Origin of the sequence: Eggerthella hominis (assembly GCF_014287365.1) — a bacterium.
Classification (GTDB): Bacteria; Actinomycetota; Coriobacteriia; order Coriobacteriales; family Eggerthellaceae; genus Eggerthella; species Eggerthella guodeyinii.
On the sequence record NZ_JACOOA010000003.1, the window covers coordinates 92,868 to 115,004 of the forward strand.

The window sequence follows — 22,137 nt, forward strand, 5'->3', positions numbered from 1 at the left end:
GTCGGAATTCCAGTATACCGGAATCGAAGGGTCGGCCGTGCCGGTGCGGCTCCAAAGGGGGGACTGTGACAAGTTCGAAGGTGGTTTCGGACGGTTTGCGCTGATCTGTCGAGCGTGAGCGCTGCCGTCCGCGCTCCGTAGGCCGCGTTTGCATTTTCCGGACAGGGCGCTTGGGATATACTGGAATGCGCTGGTTGAAACGGAGGGTAGGCGACGTGCAAGCATGAAACGAGTGAAGAGCGAGCGAATGAGCGTGTACGCGCTGTTCGCCATCGTCGTGCTGGCGTCGGCGTCGGGCAACCTTTCGCAAACCGCGGTCAACGCCATGCTGGGCGACATCATGATGGAGTTCAACCTGACGGTTGAACTGGGGCAATGGCTGACCACCGTCTACATGCTCGTGCTGGGCATCACCGTTCCGGTGGCCACGTTTCTCTCGCGGCGCTTCTCGGTGCGGCAGCACGTGTTCATCGCGCTCGCGTTCTTCCTCGTAGGGGCGGTGGCCGATCTGCTCGCGCCCAACTTCGGCGTGCTGCTGGGCGGCCGCGTGTGTCAGGCCGTTTCCACGGGCATGCTCATGCCCCTCATGCAGACCATCGCTATGACGCGCTTCCCGCGCGGCCGGCAGGCGACGGCGATGGGCATCGCCGGCATCGCCATGGGCTTCGCGCCGAACATCGGCCCCACCATCGGCGGCGCGATGAGCTTCTCGCTGGGGTGGCGCAGCTTCTTCGTGCTGCTCGTGGCCATCATGCTGGTGCTGGGCGTGGCGGCCGCGATCGCCATCAGGCCCTCGGCGGCTCCCGACAAGGGCGCGCGGCTCGACGTGGTGTCGCTCACGCAGTCCACGCTGGGATTCGGCGGCCTGTTGCTGGCGTTCTCGAACGCGAGCAGCTTCTCGTTCGAGAGCCCGTTCATCTGGGTGCCGCTCGTGCTGGGCGCGCTGTTCCTCGTGCTGTTCGTGAGGCGGCAGAAGCGCGTGGACGATCCGCTGATCAGCATGGATATTTTCGCGTCGCCGCAATTCCGCGCAGGCTTCATCGCTCAGAATTTGCTGAACGCTTCGTTCATGGGCGTGACGCTGATCGTGCCGCTGTACGTGGAAGGCCTGTGCGGCGGCACCGCGCTCGAGGCCGGGATGGTGCTGTTGCCCGGCACCGTGACCGCGCTCGTGCTGAACCCGTTGGCGGGCGTGCTCACCGACAAGGTGGGCGCGCGCCCGGTCGCGCTCGTGTCGGGCGCGTTTCTGGCGACGGGCGCCGTGCTCATGTCGTTCCTCAACGCGGACACGCCGCTGTACGTGACCACGTTGTGCCAGGCCGTGCGCGCCGTGGGCGTGTCGGGGCTCGTGGGGCCGCTCACGTCGTGGAGCCTCGCGCAGCTGCCGCGGCCCATCGTGGCGGACGGCTCGTCGTTCTGCATCTCGGCTCGTCAGGCGTGCGCGTCGCTCGGCACGTCGGTGATGGTGTTCCTTGTCGCCGTGGTGGGCGCGTCCGCGGTGGGGGTGGCGAATCCGGCGCTGGCCTACCAGCTGGCCTTCGGCTTCTCCGCCGTGATGGCGGTTGCCACGCTGGGCTACATCGCGGCGAAAGTGCGCTAGCTGCGAAACGTGCACGAGCGCATTCGGTGTCTATCTAGTACGCCAGCGGGTTGTCCTCGAGGCCGTATTGGGCGAGGCGGTCGGCGTCGTAGACGCGGATGCGGGTGCGCGTGCGCTCCAAGACGCCCTCGTTTTCCAGCGCGGCCACCAGTTTCGTGCACGTGGTGATGTGGATGGACAGCAGCTCGGACAGCTGTTGCAGCGTCAGCTTGCACTCGATATCGTACACGCCGCGCTCGTCGCATTCCTGCGTGGCGCACAGCTTCTGCAGCCACATGATCATGCGCTTCGTGGACGACTGGTAGCCTGTGTTGCTGATACGGTGCCCCATCTGGGCGAACGACATGTGGCATACGTTGATGAACTCGTAGAACAGCTCGGGGTCGTCCTGGCTCAGCTCGTAGAGCTGGCGCTGCGTGAAGGCGAACAGCACGGTGTTCTGCGCCGCGATGAAGCGCGCCTTGTAGCGGCCGATGGACGCGTAATCGTTGTACTCCGCCGAGAAGGCGTTGCCGGCGTTGCGCCAGTACAGCGGCGCCACCTCGCCCGATTCCTGCTCGAACGTGGCGATGATCTGGCCTTCGTCGATGTAGTAGTAATACAGGTCGTCGATGGTCTTGGCGCTCGTCCGGATGTACTCGCCCTTGAAGAGTTTTTTCTTCTTCCCCTGGGATATGTACTCGGCGATCTTCAATCGGCGGAACGGCTGGTTCGGTATGAGGATGGATCGGTATTCCTGCTCGGTTGCCATGGTCCCCTCTTCCTGTGGCTCGGCGAAAAACCCAGGACAATACTAGCACTTGTGACAGCAAGCCGCCAACGCCGCCGCTCGTCGCGGCATGAAACCTGGTCTGCACCAGGAAACGTCGATGCCGCCGCCAGCATCGAAGCGAGGTGAAATACGGAAATCGGTTGTTGCGGGTGCGTCTAGAAGGGGTCGTTCGTCCCGAGTAGAGTTCGCCCTAGGAGAAGCGCGAGCCGAAACGGCCGCGCACCAGGGAGAAAGGACGAGGGGATGACGAGGTACGGAATGGCGATCGACCTGCGGCGATGCGCAGGATGCGGCGCGTGCGTGGTGGCGTGCCAAATGCAGAACAACCAGCGGCCGGGCGTGTCGTGGAACAACCTCGACGTGTACGAGTGGGGCACGCAGGTGGGTGAGAGCGGCCGCGCGTACGTGCCGCATGCGTGCGTGCAGTGCGAGCAGCCGAAGTGCGTGGACGCGTGCCCCACGGGGGCGAGCGTGCGGCGCGACGACGGCATCACCGTCATCGAGTACGACCAGTGCATCGCGTGCGGGTTGTGCCTGGCCGCGTGCCCGTACGGTGCGCGCAAGCTCAACCGCAAGAGCGAGAACATGTTCGGCGCCGACGTGCCCGCGCCGTACGAATCGTACGGCGTGCAGCGCGAGCTGGTGGCCGAGAAGTGCATCTTCTGCGAGGCTCGGCTGGCCGAGGGCAAGCAGCCGGCCTGCGTGGTGAACTGCCCGGGTCGGGCGCGTTACTTCGGCGACCTGGACGACCCCGAGAGCCCGGTGTCGAAGTTCATCGCCGGCGACGAGGCGGTGCTGCGCGTGGACGAGACATCGTTCTACTACCGTCCGGTCGACGGCATGCCGCTCGACGTGCTGCCTTCCAACGCGCTGGCGTCGGCGAATTCCAAGCAGGGGAAGGAAGGGGCCTAACATGAGCGAGTTCACCAACGTTTCCCGTCGTACGTTCCTCAAGGGCTCGGCGGCGGTCGCGGGCGCCGCGCTGGCCGGGGGAGCCTACGAGATCGTGCATCCCGAAGGGGCCATCGCCGAAGAGGCGCCCGTCGAGGTGAAGTACACGTACTGCGACATGTGCAACCACGTGCCGAAGTGCGGCATCGCCGCCTCGGTGAAGGACGGCAAGGTGGTGCGCGTGGAGGCGCGCGACCAGTATCCTGCGTCTCCCATCTGCGCGAAGGGCGTTTCCAGCTTGCAGGAGCTGTACGACCCGCATCGCATCACGTACCCCATGGCGCGCACGAACCCGAAGGGCACGGGCGCGCCCGAGTGGGAGCCCATCTCGTGGGACGACGCGTACGCCCGCATCGCGAGCGAGTTCAACCGCATCAAAGACGAAAGCGGTCCCGAGGCGGTGCTGTTCTACTGCGGCGATCCGAAGGAGCCGCGCGGCGCCATGCAGCGCCTTGCCACGCTGTTCGGCTCGCCGACGTACGGCTCCGAAAGCTCCACCTGCGCGGCGGCCACGTGGATGTGTTCGCAGCTGGTGACCGGACAGCTGACCATGGGCTCCGACCCCACCGACGCCACGGCCAGCTGCCTGGTGTGGTCGCTCAATCCGGCCTGGTCGCAGCCGTACCGCTTCGGCGACATGATGAAGCAGAAGGAGCGCGGCTGCAAGTTCGTCATCGTCGATCCGCGTATCACGCCCACGGTGACCGGCATGGCCGACGTCCACCTGCAGCTGCGCCCCGGCACCGACGGCGCGCTGGCGCTCGGGTTCATCCACGTCATGCTGCGCGACGACCTCTACGACAAGGAATTCGTGGAGACGTGGACGCACGGCTTCGACGAGCTGTCCGCCTACGTGCAGGAGTTTACGCCCGAGCGCGTGGAGGAGATCACCTGGGTGCCTGCCGCCAAGCTTGAGGAAGCGGTGCATCTGATCTGCGAGAACGCGCCCGCGACGCTGGTATCCAGCTCGGCCGGCGCATGCCACGCCACCAACGTGGGCAACTTCCAGCGCGCGGTGTACTCCATCATCGCGTTGATGGGCAGCCTGGACGTGGCGGGCGGCCTGGCCATGGGCCCGGGGTTGCCGTTCGACTACTCGGCGTCCACCGCGGCGTTCCGCCTGGAGGGCATGTACGACGAGCAGGGCTTGCAGGACAAGCGCCTGGACAAGGACGACTTCCCCGTGTGGGCGCACTACTTCAAGATGATCCAGACCGCGCACCTGCCCGAGCTGGTGGCCGACGGCAAGATCCGCGCCGGCGTGCTGCTGGGCGTGAACTCCATGATGTGGCCGCAGACGCCGGAGTACCAGAAGGCCATCAAGGACATGGAATTCACCGTGGCCATCGACTACTACATGCGCCCCTGGACGCACGACCTGGTGGACATGCTGCTGCCGGCCGCCATGTGCTACGAGCGCATGGCCCCGCCCGCCATCTTCGGACGGAAGATATTCCATCGCGACCCGGTGGTGGAGCCGGCGGGCCAGTGCCGCGAGGACTGGCAGATCATCCTGGAAATCGGCTGCGCGCTGGGCTTCGAGGAGGAGTGCTACGGCGGCAGCGTGGAGGCGGCGCTCGACGACATGTACCAGGGCGCGGGCATCGACATCTCGCTGGAGCTGCTGCGCGAGCATCCCGAGGGCTTCGAGGTGCCGGGCGGCACGAAGGATGTGAAGAAGTACGAAACGGGCGGCCTGCGCAAGGACGGCCAGCCCGGGTTCAACACGCCCACGGGCAAGGTCGAGCTGGTGTCCGAGGTGCTGAAGCAGTACGGCTTCGAGGGGCTGCCGGTGTACGAGGAGCCGGTGCACAGCCCGGTGAGCACGCCCGACGAGGCGAAGGACTACTCGCTGGTGCTGAACAGCGGCTCGCGCGTGCCGTACTACACGCACTCGAAGCTGCGCGATCTGCCGTGGCTCAACCAGTTCATGCCCGAGCCGGTGGTGCGCCTGCATCCGGATGACGCCGAGGCGCGCGGCATCACGGACGGCGCGCAGGTGCGCGTGTTCAACCAGTTCGGCGAGGTGACGATGAAGGCCGAGGTCACGAACATCGTGCTGCCCGGCGTCGTCGACGTCTTCCACGGCTGGCACCAGGCCGACATCAACCTGCTGACCACGCGCGACTTCGACCCCATCACCGGATTCCCTCCCTTCCGATCCGGCTTGTGCGAGGTCGAGCGCACGGGGAAGGGCAAGCTCACCGTGTAGCGCGGTGAGCGTGGGGAGGGGCGCTCCGTTTCGGGGCGCCCCTTCTGTGCTACGCGCCGCCCGCGCCAAGCGCGGGCGGATGTTTCACGTGAAACATCTGTTCTTGTTATCCCGCGCGATGCGGAGCAAGGGGTTCTAGGTTCCAGTTCGTTTTCTTGGGGGTGACGGGTCGGCGGGCGCGGCGGGAGCGGGCCTACACTGGGGCGCAGTATGCCGCGTTCCCGCCGAAAGGGTCTCCCATGATCGCATCCGCCCGTTCCCGTCTGAGCAAGCCGCCCGCGTACCGGTGGTGGATTCTCGTTGCCAACATGCTGGCGTACGGCCAGTTCTTCCTCACCGTGCAGGTGGTGAACGCGTTCTCGTCCACCGTGCAGGACCAGTGGCACCTGGCCACGGCCGATCTGGCGCTGCTGACCACGGTGACGCTGGCGGGCTACGCGCTGGCCAGCGCGGCGGGCGGCAAGCTGCAGGCGCTGTTCGGCGCGCGGCGCACCGTGGTGGGCGGCATCGTGGTGAACGTGCTGCTGGCGGCGCTGTTCCCCACGGTGGTGGGCGCCAGCTACGAGGGCATGATGGCGCTGCGCTTCCTCCAGGGCGTCGCCGGCGGCTGCATCGCCAGCTCGGTGGTGTCGTCAACCACGCTGTGGTTCCCCGTGCGGCAGCGCGGGCTAGCGGAAGGCCTGCTCATGGGCGTGCTGGGCTTCGGCTTCGCGCTGGCGTCGTTCTTCGCGCCGCCGCTGTTGAGCACGGGGATGTCGTGGCAGTTCGCGGCTGCCGTGCTGGTGGTCGCGCCGGGCGCGATCATCGCCATCGTGTATGCGACGACGGTGCGCGATCTGGGCGCGGTGTACCCCGGCACCGATGCGGTGGCCGACCTGCTGCCGCCGGACGAGGCGACCGCACCTGAGGAAACGCCTGCCGCTCGCCCCGACACCATGGCGCAGGCGCGCAAGCAGCCGCGGTTCTGGGCCGCCATCGTCGTGGGGTTCGTGAACGGGTGGCTGACCTACGGGTTCGCCACGCTGCTGCCCCCGCTGCTCACCGGCAACCTGGGGTTCTCGGGCGATGCCGTGGCAAGTATCACGTCGGCCACGTTCGTCATCACGCTCATCGCGTCGCCTCTGGGCGGCATCCTGTCCGACCGTGTGTTCGGCGGGAGGCGCTGGCCCGTGCTGCTCGTGGGCAACGCCGTGTCGGTGGTGGCGCTCGTGGCGGTGCCGTTCGTGCCGCATGGCCTGGTCACCGCCGTGCTGGTGATCGCCTACGCGTCGGTGTCGCTGTGCTGCGGCACGTTCTGGACGCTGCCCAGCGAGCTGGTGCGCCCGTCGATCGCCGCGCAATCGACGGGCTTCATCACAGCGGTCGCCAACATCGGCAGCCTGCTGACGGGTTTCGCGCTGGGGGCGCTCATCGACGCATCGGCCTCGGCACTGCCCGCCCTCTACCTGTGCGCGGCGCTGGCCGCCGTGAGCGCCGTCGCCTGTCCGGTGATCAAGCAGTAGGAGCGGGCGGGTTTGCGGCGGCCGTGCGGGCGAGGTCGGCTTTCGTGACGTCGTCGGGCAGGCCCGCCTGCGGCATGTCGAGCGTGCCGGCTTTCTCGCGACGGTGCAGGTCCCATAGCATGAAAGCGGCTGCCACGATGAAGGCACTGCCCCCGACGATGCCCACGGGCATGGGGCCCACGAACGGGTTGCCGCCCGTGACCGAGAACATGATGCCCGCGCTGACGAACGCGTTCACGGCGCCGTGCCCCACGGCCGCGGCGAGGCAGCTTCCCGTGCGCACGGTGACGTAGGTGAAGAAGATGCCCAGCACGATGCAGAACACGCACATGGCGGCGATGCCGGCGAACGGCCAACCCGGGTACCCCACGCCGTAGTTGTGCCCGATGATGGTGAGCGGCGCGTGCCACAGGCCCCAGATCACGCCGGTGACCAGCAGCGTCGGCACGATGCGCATATGCGTGGCCATCTTCGGCACCAGGTAGCCGCGCCATCCCCACTCCTCGCCGAACGTCGTGAAGATGTTGAGCGCGGGTCCCAAGAAGATGGCGAAGGGCAGCTGGGCGAGCAGCATCATCATGACGGCGTCGCCTGGCAGCTCGGCACCGCTGGTGGCGTTGGCCTGCTGCACCGTGGCCGTCATGGTAGACATGGCAGGGTCGAAATCCTGCGGGAACAGGAGGTAGTACGCGGCGGCGCCGATCACGGTGAGCACTGCGGGCCCGAACCAGGCCACGGCGAACCAGGGCGCGGACTTCCCGAACCTCTTCGGCTTGATCAGGCTGTTCTTGAAACCCTCGCGCGTGACGAGGCGCGTGACGAGCACGCCCAGGGCGGGGAAGAACATGGCCGCTCCGGTGACGAATTGCGCGGCGACCGGCGGTATGCTCGTCAGGGCCCCCGCCGAGACGGGATAGACCACCCCGAACTCGTACGCCCACGTCAACCCGAACGTGACGGCCAGGAAAATCACGATGCGCTTCATAGCGTCCTCCTCGCTTTCTGAGCGAACAAATGTTTCACGTGAAACATCTCGATGTGGGAAGGCGCGCTTTCCGGAACGCCCCTTGCATCTTTGTTCCATCTGTTATAGCATAAATATAACAAATAGCGGCGAAAGGATCAAGTATGAACGCAGCGGTTCCGGTTTTGGCAGTGAAGGATGTGGTGAAGACGTTCGGCGCGAAGCGTGCCGTGGACAACGTGACGCTCGAGGCCATGCCGGGGGATATATTCGGGTTCGTCGGCCACAACGGCGCTGGCAAAACCACGCTCATCCGCGCCATCGTGGGCGTGACGGGCTTCGACGAGGGCGACATCCGCATCGCGGGCCAGTCGGTGAAGAGCGACGCGCTCGCGTGCAAGCGCGTGACGGCCTACGTGCCCGACAACCCCGACATCTACGAGTTCCTCACGGGCATTCAGTACCTCAACTACATCTCGGATATCTTCGAAGTGCCTGTCGACGTGCGGGAACGCCGCATCAAGGAGCATGCGGACCGGCTGAGCCTCACCTCGGCGCTGGGCGATCTCGTGTCCTCGTATTCCCACGGCATGCGCCAGAAGCTCGTGCTCATCGGCGCGCTCGTGCACGAGCCGACGCTGCTCGTGCTGGACGAGCCGTTCGTCGGCCTCGATCCCGAGGCGTCCTTCCATGTGAAGGAGATGCTGCGCGAGCTGGCCGATCGCGGGTCGGCCGTGTTCTTCTCGAGCCATGTGCTGGAAGTGGTGGAGAAGCTGTGCAACAAGGTGGCCATCATCAAGCAGGGCTCGCTGCGCGCCTACGGTCCGACGGCCGAAGTCGTCGGCGACGAGAGCCTGGAGGACGTGTTCCTCGACATGATCGACCGGAATGCGCAAGGGTAGGGGACGGCTATGAAATCCTTCGTGCTTCTGCTGAAAATCCAGTTGCTGGGCCTGTTCGGCATCAACAAGACGCTGCACGCCGACCCGGCGAAGGCGAAGCGCACGCTGGCCATCGCGGCGCTGGCCGTGGCGGCCGTGGTGCTGTTCGCCGGCGTGTACTCGTCGGGCGTGGCGCAGGCGCTCGTCCAGATCGGCCTGCCCGAGGCCATCCCGCTCGTCGCGGTGCTCGTGGGCGCCGTGGCCGGAGCCGTGGCGGCGTTCCTCAAGACGAACGGCGTGCTGTTCGGTTTCAAGGACTACGACCTCGTGATGTCGCTGCCGGTGTCCGTCTCGTCGGTGGTGCTGTCGCGCATTGCGTCGCTGTACGCCATGAGCCTCCTGTTCGGCCTGTTGGCGATGGTGCCGGCGTTCGCCGTGTACGCGGCGAACGCGGGCGTGACCGCGGTGGGCGTCGCATGCATGGCGCTGTCCGTGGTGCTGGCGCCGCTGCTGCCGCTGGCGGCGGCCATCGTGCTGGCCGTGCTCATCGCGGCGGTGTCGGCGCGCTTCAAGCACGCGAACATCGTGGTGATCGTGCTCACCCTGGCGGCCACGCTGGCGGCCGTGTTCGGCTCGTTCGCGCTGTCCGGCCAGGCCGACGACCTGGAGGCCATGACGGCGCTCGGCACGGCGCTGACGACCCAGCTGGCATCTGCCTTCCCGCCGGCCGTGTGGGCTGCGGCGGGCATCGTCGACGGCGACCTCGTGCAGTTCCTGGCGTTCGCCGCGGTGAACCTCGTGGCGGCGGGCGTGGTGCTCGCGCTCATCGTGCGCCTGTTCGTGCCGGTGAACACGCTGCTCATGTCGTCGCGTCCGCGCGGGACCTTCTCCTTCGACGGCAAGGGCGCCGTCGGCGCGAAGGCCAGCACGCCGCTGCGCGCGCTCGTGGTCAAGGAGGCCCGGCTGTTGGTGGCCACGCCCATCTACCTGATGAACGCATGCATCGGCTACGTGCTCGTGTTCGTGGCGGCCGTCGCCGTCGCGGTGGGCACGGCGACGGGCATGGTGTCGCTCGATGCGCTGCCGCCGGAGCTCGCTCCGCTCATGGGCACCGTGCTGCCCTGGGGCCTCGCGTTCTTCTGCAGCATCTCGTCCACCACGGCCGCGTCGGTTTCGCTCGAAGGCTCGGCGCGCTGGCTCATGCTGACCGCGCCGGTGCCCGCCGCTACGGTGCTGGGTGCGAAGGCGGCTATCAACCTCATCATCGGCGTGCCGTTCCTCGCGGTATCGGCCGTGCTCGTGGCAGTATCGCTCCCGCTCGATGCGCTGTCGATCGCAGCCTTGTTCATCGTGCCGCTCTCGGCATGCATGCTGGCGACGTTTGGGGGCCTCGCGCTTGACGCGCGCCGCCCGCGCTACGACTGGACCACGGTGTACGAGCCGGTCAAGCGCGGTATGCCCGTGTTCGTGGTGGTGTTCGCCGGCATGGGGTTCTTCGTGGTCGGCATGGCGGCGGCGACGCTCCTCGGCTCGGCGGGCTCGATTCTGTTGGCGCTGCTCGCGGGCGCGGGCTCGCTGGCGCTGTACCGCGCCACGGCGAAGCGCGGGCTTTCTGCATGAGGAAGATCGGCTGACGAAGGAAAGGATGTATCATGGATGGCTACGGCGAGAAAACGACGCGGCGCAACGGCGGCAAGGTGCTGGAGGGCCGTGCGGGGTTGGCGGTGGCCGTGGCGCTTGGCGCGACGACGCTGGTGTTGGCGGTGCTGCAGTGGTTCTTGCTGCCCGACCAGGTGGTGACGCACTTCGGCGTGACGGGCGAGGTCAACGGCTGGTCGCCAAAATGGTTTCCCGTGCTGCTGTCGACGGGGCTCGGGTTGTTCGGCTCGGTATGGCTGGGCTTGTCGCGCGAGAAGACGGGGCTGCTGCTGGCCGGCATCGGCGTGGCGGTGGGCATCATCGACCTCGTCGTGAACGTGTTCGTGTTCTAAACGAAGGAGGGTCTGCATGATCATCCGCATAGATCAGAAGTCGGAAGAGCCGCTGTACCTGCAACTGCGCGGTCAGATCATCGCGGCCATCGCCACGGGCGAGCTGGAGCCCGGCGCGGCGCTGCCGTCCGTGCGCGCCCTGGCCAGCGACTTGGGCATCAACCTGCACACGGTGAACAAGGCGTACGCCGTGCTGCGCGACGAGGGGTACGTGCTCATGCGCGGCCGCTCGGGTGCCTACATCGCCGACCCGTGCGAGGACGATCGCGCCGATCGCGCCCAGATCGAGCTGGCGAAGATGGAGGACGGCCTGTTCGAGCTGGCGCTGGCGCATCGCGCGCGCGGCGGCTCGTGGGGCGAGTTCCTGGAGTGCGCGCAGCGCCAGGCCGCGCGCGCCTACGGGGCGGGCGAGCGGTCCGACGCGCCGGATGCGCGTGCGGCGGACGATGCGCGCGACGCGGACGGCGAGAGCGCCGTGTCGTGCGAGCCGGCGCTCGGGGGAGGTGCGTGGTAGTGGAAGGGTTCGACCCGACGGTTATCATGCTGGTCACGGCGCTGCTCGTGCCCATCGTCGGCGCGTTCATGGCCGTCACCCCGTACCTCATGCGCCGCGGCGAGGTGTTCACGGTCACCGTTCCCACGGCCGAGCAGAACGACCCGTACGTCAAAGGGCTCAAGCGCCGGTACGCCGTCATCGTCGGCGCGGCCACGGTCGCGTTCACCCTCGTCGGGTTCGCCTGCGCGGCCGCGGGCAACGTGAGTGGCGTGATGGTGGTGCTGATCGTCGGATCGCTCGCGCTGACCGCGGGCGGCTACGGGCTCATGCTGGCGTACCGGGCGAAGATGACCGCGTACAAGAACGAGCGCGGCTGGGAGGCCGACGTGCAGGAGTCCGTCGCGGTGGTGGGCGAGCAGCCCGTGCCGCACGCCATCTCGGTGAAGTGGAACCTGCTGTACCTGCCCATCATGGCGGTCACGTTCGCGGTGGGCGCGATCGGCTACGCGCACATGCCCGACCAGATCCCCATGCACATGGACTTCGACGGCACGGTGAACCGCTACGCCGACAAGACCCCGCTCGTCCTGTGGATGCCCGTGCTCATCCAGGCGTTCATGGGCCTGTGCTTCGCGTTCTCCCACTGGACCATCGCGCGCTCGAAGAAGTGGGCCGAACCCGGTGCGCCGGCCACGTCGGCGCTGGCGTACGGCCTGTTCGCCCGCGCGCAGAGCATCTACCTCGTGGTGGGCGGCGTGGTGATCGCCATCGCGATGATCGCCATGCCGCTGTCGTTCATGAACCTGATCAACCTGGGGCAGGCGGCCATCTTCGTCATGATCGCCGCGATCGTGCTGTGCGTCGGCGGCATGGCGGTGAGCCTCGTGTACGGGCAGGCCGGCTCGCGCGTGTTCAAGCGCATGCAGACGTCCGACCGGTTGCTGGTGGACGACGACCGGTACTGGAAGTTCGGCGTGTTCTACTTCAACCCCGACGACGCCAGCCTGTTTTTGCCCGAACGCTTCGGCGTGGGCTGGACGCTCAACTGGGCGCGCCCCGCCGTGTGGGCCATCGTCGTCGGCGGCCTCGCGATAACGGTTGCGTTCGTCGTGGCGGTGATGGTGCTGTTCTAGGGGCGCCGTGCGCGCTACACGTTGTCCTCCAGGTCGATCTGCATGAGCGCCACGTTCTCGCGCAGCCGCTTGTACGAGGCGCGGGGCAGCAGCCCGTCCTCGTAGCGCGACTGGATGGCCTCCAGTTCCAGCCGCAAGCCCTGGAGCTGGAGTTCCACGGCCTTGTCCGCGGTGGTGGTGAGCGCGGTGATGGAGGGGTTCGCGGCGCGCGTGGTCTGCACGAGGCGCTGGTACTCCAGCAGCAGCGCGCTCACGTTCTCGGTGGACTCGTCCGACGTGGGCGAGGCGAGCTCGGCCTGCAGCTTCTCGATGACGTGCCCGTTGCTGCGCAGGCGAAGGTCGCGTTCGGCTTGCGCGCGCTCGGCGAGGTCGTCGCCGGGCAGCGCCTCGACCAGGCGGTGCCAGCCCGCGTGCACCAGCGTGCGCACGCGCAGGTAGGCGATCTGGAACGACACGCGATCGGCGTGGTGCTTCAGCAGGTTCTCGGTGCGCGAGAGGCGCTTGACGTGACGGTAGCCCACCAGCTGGTCCACTTCCTCGCGTTCCAGCAGGTCGAGCACGAAATCGCGCTCCCATCGGTTCGCGCGCAGGCGCAGCGGCATGATGGGGTCGTCGGGCAGCTTCGTCTCGTTCTTCAAGCGGGCGATGCGCTCGTTGTAGGCGTGGATGACCGTTTGCGTGGCGGCGCGATTCTCGCTGGTCTGGCGGGCGGCCAGCTCTTCGATGACCGACCGGAGTATCTCGATGTTGGCCTGCTCCTCGTCGAAGCGGCCCTCCTCGACGGACTCCTTCTTCGGGGCGATCAGCGGCACCGCGAACGTCGCCAGCAGCATGGTGACCACGATGACGCCGCACGCAAGGAACAGCAGCAGCTCGCGCTGGGGTATGGTGAACGGAATGGTGAACACGACGGCCAGCGTGATGGTGCCCTTCGGGCCGGCGAGCGTCATGATGGCGGTGGAGCGGAGCTCGTCCATCGTCATGCGCCCGGAGCGTTGCCGGTGGAGCCGGTCCATGATCAGCACCCACAAGAACCTGACGGCCAGCATCAGCAGCGTGATGCCCAGGATGTAGCCGATGAGCACGCCGTTGTCGATGGTGACGTTGGCCCAGGTGCGCTGCATGGCGCGGGGCAGCTGCGTGCCGAGGAGCACGAACACGATGCCGTTGAGGGCGAACGACAGCACGCGCCACACGCTGGTCGATACGATGTTCATGCGCGAGACGGCGGGCCCGATGGTGCGCGGCGACACGACGTTGAGCAGGCCTGCGGCAACGACGGCGATGATGCCGCTCGTGCCCAGCCCGTTGGCCACCAGGTAGACGATGAACGGCACGAACACCTCGAACAGCACGTGGAACGTGGAGTTCTCGAGCCCCCACGAACGCACGCGGCGCACGATGAAATTGCCCAGATAGCCCAGCCCCACGCCCACGAGCATGCCGCCCACGAAGGCGAAGAAGAAGTTGGCGGTTGCGCCGACGAGCGAGAACGTGCTGGTCACCGCGGCGGCGATGGCGAACTGGAACGACACGATGCCCGAGGCGTCGTTGATGATGGATTCGCTTTCCAGGATGTTGCGGGAGCGCGCGGGAATCTTCACCTGCTTGGACAGCGAGGCCACCGACACGGCGTCGGTGGGGCCGAGCGCGGCGCCCAGGGCGAACGCGGCGGCCAGCGAGATGGACGGGATCAGCCAGTTGACGGCGAAACCGACGATGAGCGCCGACGCGATGACCAGCCCGACGGCCAGCGACAGCACGGGGCGCCTGTTCTCCCAGAGTGCCTTCTTGTCGAGGTGCTTGGCTTCGTCGTACAGAAGCGGGGCGATGAACAGCACCAGAAACAGGTTCGGGTCGAAGTCGATGTTGATCTGGGTGCCCATCACCAAGGCGATGATCAGGCCCAAACCGATTTGGATGAGCGGCGACGACGCTTTGGGAACCAGCTGGTCGATAACGGACGAGAGTAGCACGGCGGCCAGCATCAGCAGAGAGAGTTCAAGGAGCTCCACGCAATGCCTCCTTCGGAAATTGGTCGGGGGCTTCCCCCTATTGTAACGTAACGATTCGTTGACAGCAGGTAGGTCGTCGGCATTCGAGACGGCGAACCCTCGATTCGTGTATAGTGGACGGGAGAGGTCGGTGGTAGAGGGGAGGAATACCATTGGAGACCGCATACTTGCATGAATACGTGGTGTTCTCGCGTTCGCTCAACTACGCGCAGGCTGCTTCCGAGCTGTTCGTGTCGCAGCCGGCGTTGCGCGCTCACATCCACGCGCTCGAGGACGAGGTGGGGGCGCCGCTTACGGTGAAGCGCCAGGGCGCGCTCGAGCTTTCGCCCACGGGCAAGTTGTTCTTGAAGAAGGCGCGCGCCATCGTGAAGCTCACGGACGAGAGCGTCGAGGAGTGCCGCGCGTTCTCGGCCGCCTCGTCGTCGCTCGTGGTGGGCACGCTGGACTATCCGCCGTTCGAGGAGGTGCTGCTGCGCGCGCTCGCCGCGTTTCGGCAGGAGCGTCCCGACCAGCACGTCGAGATCCTGTTCGCATCGGGAACGTACGCGAACGTGGAGTCGGTGGCCGGCGGCAAGGTCGACGTTTCGATATTCGCGCACGTCAGGCCGCTCTGCGACCGCGCTCCCGGCCCGATCGACGTGGGCGAGCGCATAGCCTCGTTCTTCCTGGCCACGGGCGAATGCTGCTTCTGGATGAACCGATCGTGCCCCCTGTTCGAGAAGGAGCGCATCGCGGCGAGCGATTTGGACGGGTACACGCTGTTGCTGGGGAACTCCAGCAACTTGATGGACGCGGGCGGAACGGTCGCGGACTACTTCTCCGCCGCGGGCGTGCGCATAGAGCCCGACAACCAGCCCTGCGGTAACTACCTCGATCTGTACCTCTCGGGGGTGGGGGAGACGTTCGGCATCGCGCTGGCCGGGTCGCGCTCCGGTTTGCGGACGAGCCCGGACATCAGGATATTCTCGGTGGAGGACTTCGCCATCCCGTGCGACCTGCACGTGCTGTACGACGAACAGCGCCTCGATTCCTGCGGCCGCGAATTCTTGGACGGGCTTCGCGCGCTCGCCGCGGAAGGCGTCGGCTGAGGCGCGTGCGGCAAAGGGCCGCGCCGCCGGGGAGGGGGCGGCGGCGCGGCTTGCGAGCGGGCGGCGGGCGCTAGGCCTGGGCGTCGATGATGGCGCCTGCGGCCATGTAGCCGCCCACGAACGAGAGCCCCACGTCGCCGAACAGGCCGTTGAACGGCTTGCCGGCGATGTTGTTCTCGCCGTTCGATCCGCCGGCGGTGTGCCATCCGGCGTACAGCCCCTCGATGACGGCGCCTTCCACGTCGATGACCTGCATCTGCGGGTTGATGCGCAGGCCGCACTTCGTGGCGAACAGGTTGCCGCCGATCTTCGCGCCGTAATACGGCGGGTCGCCGATGGGGATGAGCCACTCGGGATCGTACTTGTACGTGGGAACGCTGTCCTCGCCCGCCTCGCATGCCTTGTTCCAATCTTCGACGGCTTTCACGAGCACGCCCTCGCGCAACCCGAGCTCCTGTTCCAGCTCTTCGATGGTGTCGCATTCCTTGACGGCGCCTGCATCCACCATGATCTGGAACGCGTTGCGCCAGTCGCGCTGCCACTCGGGCACGCGGTCGACGAGCGGGTCGTCGTCGGGGATGACCTTGCCCACGCGGCACACGGACTGCTTGAAGAAGTTGTCGCCGACGAGCTGCTCGAACTTCGAGTCGAAGCACACGTACGTGCGCCCGCCCGGTTGGCTCATCTCCACGGCGCCTTGGTCGGTGAGCGCCGTGACCAGGGTGTTGGGATCGGTGTTGAGGAACGGGTAGGACGAGCCGGCCGTGCTGAGGAACGGCACGCGCTGCCCCGTGCGGTTGATGAGCAGCCACGGCTGGCGCACCGCCTGGTTGCCGTCCTTGTTGACGTGCGCGTTCATGGCGGTCGCGAACTCGTCGTAGGGCTCCCACTCCACGCTGCCGTCGAAGCAGGCCACCGAGTCGTAGCCCGACAGGTCGGCGCCTGCGCCGAGGCCCATGCGGATGCACGCGCCGTCGTTGTAGGGTGGCGTGGCCACGTTGACGATGCCGCGCAGGCAGGTGGGCGTGTACTTGGCCAGCATCGCGCGGTTCATCTCGAAGCCGCCGGCGGTGAGCAGCGCGGCTTTCTTGCCGTGGAAGAACTTCTCGCCGTCGGGCGTCTTCGCCTTGATGCCCACCACGGTGCCGCCGTCCATCACGAGCGCGAGGGCTTCGGTGCTCGTGCGGATGTCCACGCCGTGGGCTTTGGCCGTTTCGGTCATGATCTCGAAGGGGTAGTGGTTGATCTCGATGGAGTTCTTCGCGGTGATCTGACCGTCCCAGTACAGGCTCTTCATGCCCGACGGCCCCTTGCTCGACGGGGCCCAGGGCACGTCCATCGCGTCGGCCATCCAGTCGATGCACTGCGGCCCCTCAACGGCCATGGCGTACAGCAGCTCGGGATCGACGGTCATCTGCTGCAGGTCGTTGATGTAGGTGACCACGGCGTTCGGGTCGTACGGGTAGGTGGGATAGGCCCATTCGACCTCGTTCGCCATGCGGTGGCCGCCGAGGTTCACGAACATGCCGCCGTACGACGTGGTGCCGCCCGTCTTCTCGTTCTTCTCCAGCATGATGACGCTCATGCCCGCGTCGGCGAGGCGCACCGAGCCGGTCATGCCGCCGCCGCCCGACCCCACCACGATGACGTCGGCCTCGACGTCCCACGATGCGGGCGCCTCGACGGGCTCGATGGGGGCCGCGGCCGCCTCGAACGCGGCTTTCGCCTTGTCGCTTGCGTTGCCGTCTGCGGCGGGCGCCGTCGGCGAGCACGCGGCGAGCGCCCCGCCCGCCGCCGTGGCGACGGTTGCCGTGGCGGCCGCCTTGAAGAAGCCGCGCCTGCTGAGGTGGTGCTGGTGCTGGTCGTGCTGGTTGGATGCGTGCGTTTTGTCCATGGATCCTCCTTGTTCGAGCGATGCCCCCTCCCTGGGGATGGCTCTATAGTACGGTGGGGTTTACCAGGTGAAACGCAGGGAACTCCTCCCTTGCGGCCGAAGTTGTGCGCCCTCTGATCGAAAAACGGCGCGCGCCGCCGTTTTTCCTCCTGCGCTCCGAAGCCCCGATCGGTCGCGGTCGTTTGGTATCATGGGGCGAACGAGGAGGAGCTCGCGGCGTTGAAGGAGGGGTCATGGGGACGTTGGAACGAACGCGAACGCGGATGTGGATGCGATGGGCGAGCGCGCTCGTCGGTTTGTGCGTCGGCGCGGCGTGCTGCGCCGGGCTGATGGCGGGATGCGCGCTCTCGGGGCCGTCCGTCGATCCCGAGGACCAGGTGGCGAACTGGGCGCCCGATCCTTCGAACTACGATTTCCACCTGCTGCTGGACGACGCGTGGGAGCACGGCGATTCGCTGACGTACGCGAGCGGCGAGCCGTTTGCGGTGCCGAACGACGAGACGGGCATCGCGTTCGTGGGCGTCGAGGACGGCATCGCGCGCTTCCGCGCGAACCTCACCTGCGAAGGCGGCGACCCGTGGGAGCTGTACTTCGCGTGGGGAGACGTTCCTGACGTGGGATTCGTGGACGCGGATATGCCGTTCGACGGCGCGTCGTCGGCGGAGCAGACGGCTTTCGGCCAACCGTACTTTCCCGCCAGCACCATGACGGTGTTCCGCTGCCTCGTCTTCGACGACCTGGAGCCGGGCCCGGTGCAGCTCGACCTGCTGGCGCGGGTGCCCGACGAGGCGCTCGAGGGGGACGTGGCGCAGCAAGCCGCGGCGGCTGCGCGGCGCTTCGAGCAGACGGCGCTTACCGTGGACGGGACGTTCAAGAGCGGCGGCATGACTTCGACGTCGTACCGCCTCGCGCTGGCCGAGGACTTCGAGGACGAGGTGCGCGCGCAGATTGCCGGCGAGGCGACGGGCGCGCCGCTGTTCACGATGCAGCGCCTGGCGTACGACGAGATACCCGACGTCGCGTGGCCGAACTGCTGGAGCGCCCTTATGCGGGAGCAGTCCGAGGGGCGGCGCGCGTCGCGAAACGCGGCGCTTCCGGCCTAGCGGCCCGGCGGCGGGCGCGGCCTTCTCGTGGAGCAGGGGCCCGCTTCGGCACCATGCGCTATAATCGGCCTTCTGGGACTATGCGAAGAAGGATGGCTTCATGGCGTTTCTGCTTGGATGCGAGAAGGTGCGGGTCGAGTTCCCCACGAAAGAGGTGTTCTCCGAGGTGTCGCTGGGCGTGGACGAGGGCGACCGCGTGGGCATCGTCGGGCGCAACGGCGACGGCAAGTCGACGCTGCTGAACCTGCTGGCGGGCACGCTCGAACCCGACGAGGGCCGCGTGCTGAAGAACGGCGCCGTGCGCGTGGGCGTGCTGGGACAGGCCGACACGCTCGATCCCGACGCGACCGTGGAGCAGGCCGTGGTGGGCGACCTTCCCGAATACGTGTGGGCCAGCGACGCGCGCATCCGCGACATCATCGCCGGGCTGGCCGGCGACATCCCCTGGGACGCGCAGGTGGGGACGCTGTCGGGCGGACAGCGCCGCCGGGTCGACCTCGTGCGGCTGCTCATCGGCGATTGGGACGTGCTGGCGCTCGACGAGCCCACGAATCACCTGGACGTGCGCGCCATCACCTGGCTGGCGAACCATCTGAAAACCCGCTGGAAGAAGGGCGCGGGCGCGCTGCTCGTGGTCACGCACGATCGCTGGTTCCTCGACGAGGTGTGCCTGCGCATGTGGGAGGTGCACGACCAGCGCGTGGAGCCGTTCGAGGGCGGCTTCTCGGCCTACATCATGCAGCGCGTGGAGCGCGATCGCCTCACGGCGCTGGCCGAGCAGAAGCGCCAGAACGAGCTGCGCCGCGAGCTGGCCTGGCTCTCGCGCGGTGCGCGGGCGCGCGCGACGAAGCCGAAGTTCCACGTGGCCGCCGCCCAGGAGCTCATCGCCGACGTGCCGCCCCTGCGCGACGAGCTGGAGCTCAAGCGCATGGCCATGGCGCGCCTCGGCAAGCAGGTGGTGGATCTCGAGCACGCGACCGTGCGCTTCGGCGAGAAGACCATCCTCGACGACGTGGACTGGATCATCGGCCCGGGCGACCGCTACGGCATCGTCGGCGAGAACGGCACGGGCAAGACCACGTTGCTGCGCGTGATCCAGGGCTTGCAGCAGCTGAATGCGGGCGAGGTGAAAATCGGCAAGACCGTGCGCTTCGCCGTGCTGTCGCAGCATCTGGACGACCTGTCCGAGCTGGGCGACGACCGCGTGCGCCAGGTCATCGGCCGCTACAGCCGCCGCACGATGCTCGACGGCAAGGAGATGACGCCCGCGCAGCTGCTGGAGAAGCTGGGATTCAAGCGCGCCGACCTCAACGAGCCGGTGCGTGACCTGTCGGGCGGGCAGAAGCGCCGCCTGGCCCTCATGCTCATCCTGCTGGACGAGCCGAACGTGCTCATCCTCGACGAGCCCGGCAACGATCTGGACACCGACATGCTGGCCGTGGTTGAGGATCTGCTGGACGCCTGGCCGGGCACGTTGCTGCTGGTCACCCACGACCGCTACCTCATGGAGCGCGTCACCGACCACCAGTTCGCCCTGATCGACGGCAAGCTGCGCCACCTTCCGGGTGGCGTGGAGGAGTATTTGGCCCTGGCCGACGCTTCCCCCTCTTCCATGGCGGCCGGCAATTCCGCACGTCAACGCCCCGCGCGCACCGCCGACTCGGACGCCTCCGGGATAGAAGGCTCTTCCTCGCCCGAAAGCTCCCGCCTCTCCGGCGGCGAGCAGCGAACCCTCCGCAAGCTCATGCAGTCCAACGAGCGCAAGGTGGAAACCCTCAACGGCAAGATCGAGGACGTCCGCGCGCAGATGGCCGCCGCCGATCCCACCGACTTCGCCGCCCTCGGCGACTTCCAAGCCCAGATCGGCGACCTTCAGCAGCAGATCGACGCCCTCGAGGAAGAATGGATGGAAGCCGCCGAAAAACTGGGAGAGTAGCTGCGTTCGGGTTCGATCGCGTCTGCTGCGCGCGAAATCGGCTATGGTACAATTCCGCCATGGAGCAAGGGGAGGAAAGCGGAAGCGGCGAGCGCGTGCAGATGGTCGACCGGTATCTTCATACCGGTTCTTTCGCGGCGTTCAGATCGACGTTCTTGCCCGGTTTGATCCTCGCTTTTTTCGGCATAGGCTTCTACCGCCTTTGGTACCAGTTCAACTTCTACAACCTGCATTTTTCAGCCGACGTCGGCATGGTGACGGTGGGCGCGAACATCGCCCGCGTCGTGGTGATCGCGCTGCTCGTCCTGCTCGTGTACAAGGCCGGTTTCACGCGGGCAACGCGCGGCGTGTTCGTATGGTCCGGCTTCGTGCTGATGACGGCTTCGAGCTTGCTCTACCTGCTCGACCTCTTTTTCGGCACAACCGACCTTGAGGCGCTGCGCGTCGTCGTCGGGGGAATAGGCTTGGTTGGCGGCGAGATCATCTGGATATTCTTTCTCGAGCGGCTGCGTCCTGGCGAGCTGTTCTTCTATGCTGCGGGCGGGTTGGCCCTGTCGTGCGTGCTCTCGCTTGTGATGGGGTATTTGGATCCCGTTGTTTCGGGCATGATCAACCTGTTCGTCCCTGCGCTGTCGGTGTTCGCTTACTGGCAGGCGATGACGCGGCTTGACGAGCGCGCCGGGACGACGCAGGTCGGCCGGGACGACGGCATGGGGAAGGCGCCGGGAACCGACACGCTCTACGAATCGGGACCGTTTCGCTCGGGCGCCGTGCACGCGCTGATCGCGTTCTTTCTCTACGCGCTGCTGTTGGGCATGGCGCTTGGATACCCCGACGGGCGTCAGCGAGAGTTGTCGCAAACGGTGCGCTCGATTCACCAGGTGCTCGTGGTGCTGCTGATCGTGTTCGTCGTGTGGCTCGTGCTGGTGCGGGGCCGTTCGTTCAAGCTATCCGGATACTGGCTGTTCCAGAATGCGCTCATGATGGGCAGCATATGCTTTCTGATGAGCGGGTCGAGCGGGTCTGAAGAAGCCAGCACGTTCCTTCTGACCAATGCGGTGACGTGCTTCTATATTCCCCTCGTGTTCTTCATCTGCCTCATTGGCCGCCATGTTCATTGCCAGACGACGCTGGTGTACGCGGTGGTGTACGGAGGATCGCTGCTGTGCATGGCCGTTGGGCGCGTTGTCGTGTACGCGGTCGGGCCGACGCTCGATCACAGCTTGTGGCTGCTCATCGCGATGGCGATCGTGGTGCTGGTCGAAGCGACGCTCATCATGAGGCCCCGTTTCATGGGAGACTATCCTATCGGGTTCGAGCTGGGAGAGATGCGAGGCGAGGCGTCGGTCAAGGCTGTCGAGGCTCGGGTCGTCGATCCGGTCGCAGCGTTCGCAGGGCGGTACGGCTTGAACGATACCGAGAGGGCGATCGTGTCGCTGATCGCTCAGGGTCGAAGCCGCACCTTCATTGCCCAAGCGCTCAGCTACTCGGAGAACACCATCCGGAATTACACGAGGACGGTGTACCGCAAAGTCGGCGTGCATTCGAAGCAAGAGCTGCTCGATAGGGTCGCCGAGTCGCGAGACGCGTGACGGCGAA

At 66.8% G+C, this 22,137-nt stretch carries 17 protein-coding genes; 13 read left to right on the forward strand and 4 right to left on the reverse strand.

The genetic code is table 11. The features are described from left to right. Positions 1-247 precede the first annotated feature (247 nt). Complete coding sequence (locus tag H8S61_RS07980; RefSeq protein ID WP_244977583.1) at positions 248-1,600, forward strand: DHA2 family efflux MFS transporter permease subunit; 1,353 nt, start codon at positions 248-250, stop codon at positions 1,598-1,600. A gap of 34 nt (positions 1,601-1,634) precedes the next feature. Here the strand turns inward: H8S61_RS07980 and H8S61_RS07985 are convergent, their stop codons facing one another. After that, complete coding sequence (locus H8S61_RS07985) at positions 1,635-2,351, reverse strand: Crp/Fnr family transcriptional regulator (protein WP_160941388.1); 717 nt, start codon at positions 2,349-2,351, stop codon at positions 1,635-1,637. Positions 2,352-2,615: 264 nt separating this feature from the next. On the opposite strand from H8S61_RS07985, the gene H8S61_RS07990 reads away from it, so the two are divergent. From H8S61_RS07990 to H8S61_RS08000, 3 genes are all read left to right on the forward strand, one after another. Then, positions 2,616-3,284, forward strand: a complete 669-nt coding sequence (locus H8S61_RS07990) for a 4Fe-4S dicluster domain-containing protein (RefSeq protein WP_186938606.1) — start codon at positions 2,616-2,618, stop codon at positions 3,282-3,284. A gap of 1 nt (position 3,285) precedes the next feature. Beyond that, positions 3,286-5,535 (forward strand): molybdopterin-containing oxidoreductase family protein, encoded by a 2,250-nt coding sequence (locus tag H8S61_RS07995; RefSeq protein WP_186938607.1) that lies wholly within the window; start codon positions 3,286-3,288, stop codon positions 5,533-5,535. A gap of 239 nt (positions 5,536-5,774) precedes the next feature. Continuing rightward, a complete protein-coding gene (locus H8S61_RS08000) occupies positions 5,775-7,037 on the forward strand; it encodes an MFS transporter (protein ID WP_186938608.1) in 1,263 nt (420 codons plus the stop codon). On the opposite strand, the gene H8S61_RS08005 is transcribed toward H8S61_RS08000, so the two are convergent. Next, complete coding sequence (locus H8S61_RS08005; RefSeq protein WP_186938609.1) at positions 7,027-8,022, reverse strand: CPBP family intramembrane glutamic endopeptidase; 996 nt, start codon at positions 8,020-8,022, stop codon at positions 7,027-7,029. The two genes, H8S61_RS08000 and H8S61_RS08005, sit on opposite strands and share 11 nt — an antisense overlap. 143 nt (positions 8,023-8,165) lie before the next feature. On the opposite strand from H8S61_RS08005, the gene H8S61_RS08010 reads away from it, so the two are divergent. Genes H8S61_RS08010 through H8S61_RS08030 form a run of 5 tightly spaced genes read left to right on the forward strand, consistent with a single transcriptional unit; the run spans position 8,166 to position 12,502 of the window. Further along, positions 8,166-8,903 (forward strand): ABC transporter ATP-binding protein, encoded by a 738-nt coding sequence (locus H8S61_RS08010; RefSeq protein WP_154332856.1) that lies wholly within the window; start codon positions 8,166-8,168, stop codon positions 8,901-8,903. A 9-nt stretch (positions 8,904-8,912) separates the two neighbouring features. Continuing rightward, positions 8,913-10,502: a hypothetical protein gene (locus H8S61_RS08015; protein ID WP_186938610.1), complete on the forward strand. Its 1,590-nt coding sequence runs from the start codon at positions 8,913-8,915 to the stop codon at positions 10,500-10,502. A 32-nt stretch (positions 10,503-10,534) separates the two neighbouring features. Beyond that, complete coding sequence (locus H8S61_RS08020; protein ID WP_160941383.1) at positions 10,535-10,873, forward strand: DUF1648 domain-containing protein; 339 nt, start codon at positions 10,535-10,537, stop codon at positions 10,871-10,873. Between the two features lie 16 nt (positions 10,874-10,889). Then, positions 10,890-11,387, forward strand: a complete 498-nt coding sequence (locus H8S61_RS08025) for a GntR family transcriptional regulator (RefSeq protein ID WP_160941382.1) — start codon at positions 10,890-10,892, stop codon at positions 11,385-11,387. Then, complete coding sequence (locus tag H8S61_RS08030) at positions 11,387-12,502, forward strand: DUF1648 domain-containing protein (RefSeq protein ID WP_186938611.1); 1,116 nt, start codon at positions 11,387-11,389, stop codon at positions 12,500-12,502. Before H8S61_RS08025 ends, H8S61_RS08030 begins: the two co-directional genes overlap by 1 nt. A gap of 14 nt (positions 12,503-12,516) precedes the next feature. Here the strand turns inward: H8S61_RS08030 and H8S61_RS08035 are convergent, their stop codons facing one another. Then, the gene (locus tag H8S61_RS08035) at positions 12,517-14,517 is read right to left on the reverse strand and encodes a cation:proton antiporter (protein WP_160941380.1); all 2,001 of its coding nucleotides are present in this window, start codon (positions 14,515-14,517) and stop codon (positions 12,517-12,519) included. A 152-nt stretch (positions 14,518-14,669) separates the two neighbouring features. Here H8S61_RS08035 and H8S61_RS08040 point away from each other — a divergent pair, with 152 nt between their 5' ends. Then, the gene (locus H8S61_RS08040; RefSeq protein WP_160941379.1) at positions 14,670-15,605 is read left to right on the forward strand and encodes a LysR family transcriptional regulator; all 936 of its coding nucleotides are present in this window, start codon (positions 14,670-14,672) and stop codon (positions 15,603-15,605) included. A gap of 70 nt (positions 15,606-15,675) precedes the next feature. Here the strand turns inward: H8S61_RS08040 and H8S61_RS08045 are convergent, their stop codons facing one another. Continuing rightward, entirely contained in the window at positions 15,676-17,499 is a 1,824-nt protein-coding gene (locus H8S61_RS08045) for an FAD-dependent oxidoreductase (protein ID WP_186938612.1), read from the reverse strand. A 233-nt stretch (positions 17,500-17,732) separates the two neighbouring features. Here H8S61_RS08045 and H8S61_RS08050 point away from each other — a divergent pair, with 233 nt between their 5' ends. The 3 genes from H8S61_RS08050 to H8S61_RS08060 all read left to right on the forward strand — a co-directional run bounded on the left by H8S61_RS08050 (position 17,733) and on the right by H8S61_RS08060 (position 22,130). Continuing rightward, a complete protein-coding gene (locus tag H8S61_RS08050; RefSeq protein ID WP_186938613.1) occupies positions 17,733-18,602 on the forward strand; it encodes a hypothetical protein in 870 nt (289 codons plus the stop codon). A gap of 100 nt (positions 18,603-18,702) precedes the next feature. Next, on the forward strand, positions 18,703-20,538 hold the full coding sequence (locus H8S61_RS08055) for an ABC-F family ATP-binding cassette domain-containing protein (protein WP_186938614.1): 1,836 nt from the start codon (positions 18,703-18,705) through the stop codon (positions 20,536-20,538). A 59-nt stretch (positions 20,539-20,597) separates the two neighbouring features. Next, positions 20,598-22,130 carry a helix-turn-helix transcriptional regulator gene (locus H8S61_RS08060; RefSeq protein ID WP_255466531.1) on the forward strand — a complete coding sequence of 511 codons (1,533 nt, stop codon included), beginning with the start codon at positions 20,598-20,600 and terminating at the stop codon, positions 22,128-22,130. The last annotated feature ends 7 nt before the right edge of the window (positions 22,131-22,137 follow it).

Bases quoted from the DNA above. Each gene is read 5' to 3' on its own strand.
- H8S61_RS07980 (WP_244977583.1), top strand. From the start codon at position 248: ATGAGCGTGTACGCGCTGTTCGCCATCGTCGTGCTGGCGTCGGCGTCG.
- H8S61_RS07985 (WP_160941388.1), bottom strand. From the start codon at position 2,351: ATGGCAACCGAGCAGGAATACCGATCCATCCTCATACCGAACCAGCCG.
- H8S61_RS07990 (WP_186938606.1), top strand. From the start codon at position 2,616: ATGACGAGGTACGGAATGGCGATCGACCTGCGGCGATGCGCAGGATGC.
- H8S61_RS07995 (WP_186938607.1), top strand. From the start codon at position 3,286: ATGAGCGAGTTCACCAACGTTTCCCGTCGTACGTTCCTCAAGGGCTCG.
- H8S61_RS08000 (WP_186938608.1), top strand. From the start codon at position 5,775: ATGATCGCATCCGCCCGTTCCCGTCTGAGCAAGCCGCCCGCGTACCGG.
- H8S61_RS08005 (WP_186938609.1), bottom strand. From the start codon at position 8,022: ATGAAGCGCATCGTGATTTTCCTGGCCGTCACGTTCGGGTTGACGTGG.
- H8S61_RS08010 (WP_154332856.1), top strand. From the start codon at position 8,166: ATGAACGCAGCGGTTCCGGTTTTGGCAGTGAAGGATGTGGTGAAGACG.
- H8S61_RS08015 (WP_186938610.1), top strand. From the start codon at position 8,913: ATGAAATCCTTCGTGCTTCTGCTGAAAATCCAGTTGCTGGGCCTGTTC.
- H8S61_RS08020 (WP_160941383.1), top strand. From the start codon at position 10,535: ATGGATGGCTACGGCGAGAAAACGACGCGGCGCAACGGCGGCAAGGTG.
- H8S61_RS08025 (WP_160941382.1), top strand. From the start codon at position 10,890: ATGATCATCCGCATAGATCAGAAGTCGGAAGAGCCGCTGTACCTGCAA.
- H8S61_RS08045 (WP_186938612.1), bottom strand. From the start codon at position 17,499: ATGGACAAAACGCACGCATCCAACCAGCACGACCAGCACCAGCACCAC.
- H8S61_RS08050 (WP_186938613.1), top strand. From the start codon at position 17,733: ATGGGGACGTTGGAACGAACGCGAACGCGGATGTGGATGCGATGGGCG.
- H8S61_RS08055 (WP_186938614.1), top strand. From the start codon at position 18,703: ATGGCGTTTCTGCTTGGATGCGAGAAGGTGCGGGTCGAGTTCCCCACG.
- H8S61_RS08060 (WP_255466531.1), top strand. From the start codon at position 20,598: ATGGAGCAAGGGGAGGAAAGCGGAAGCGGCGAGCGCGTGCAGATGGTC.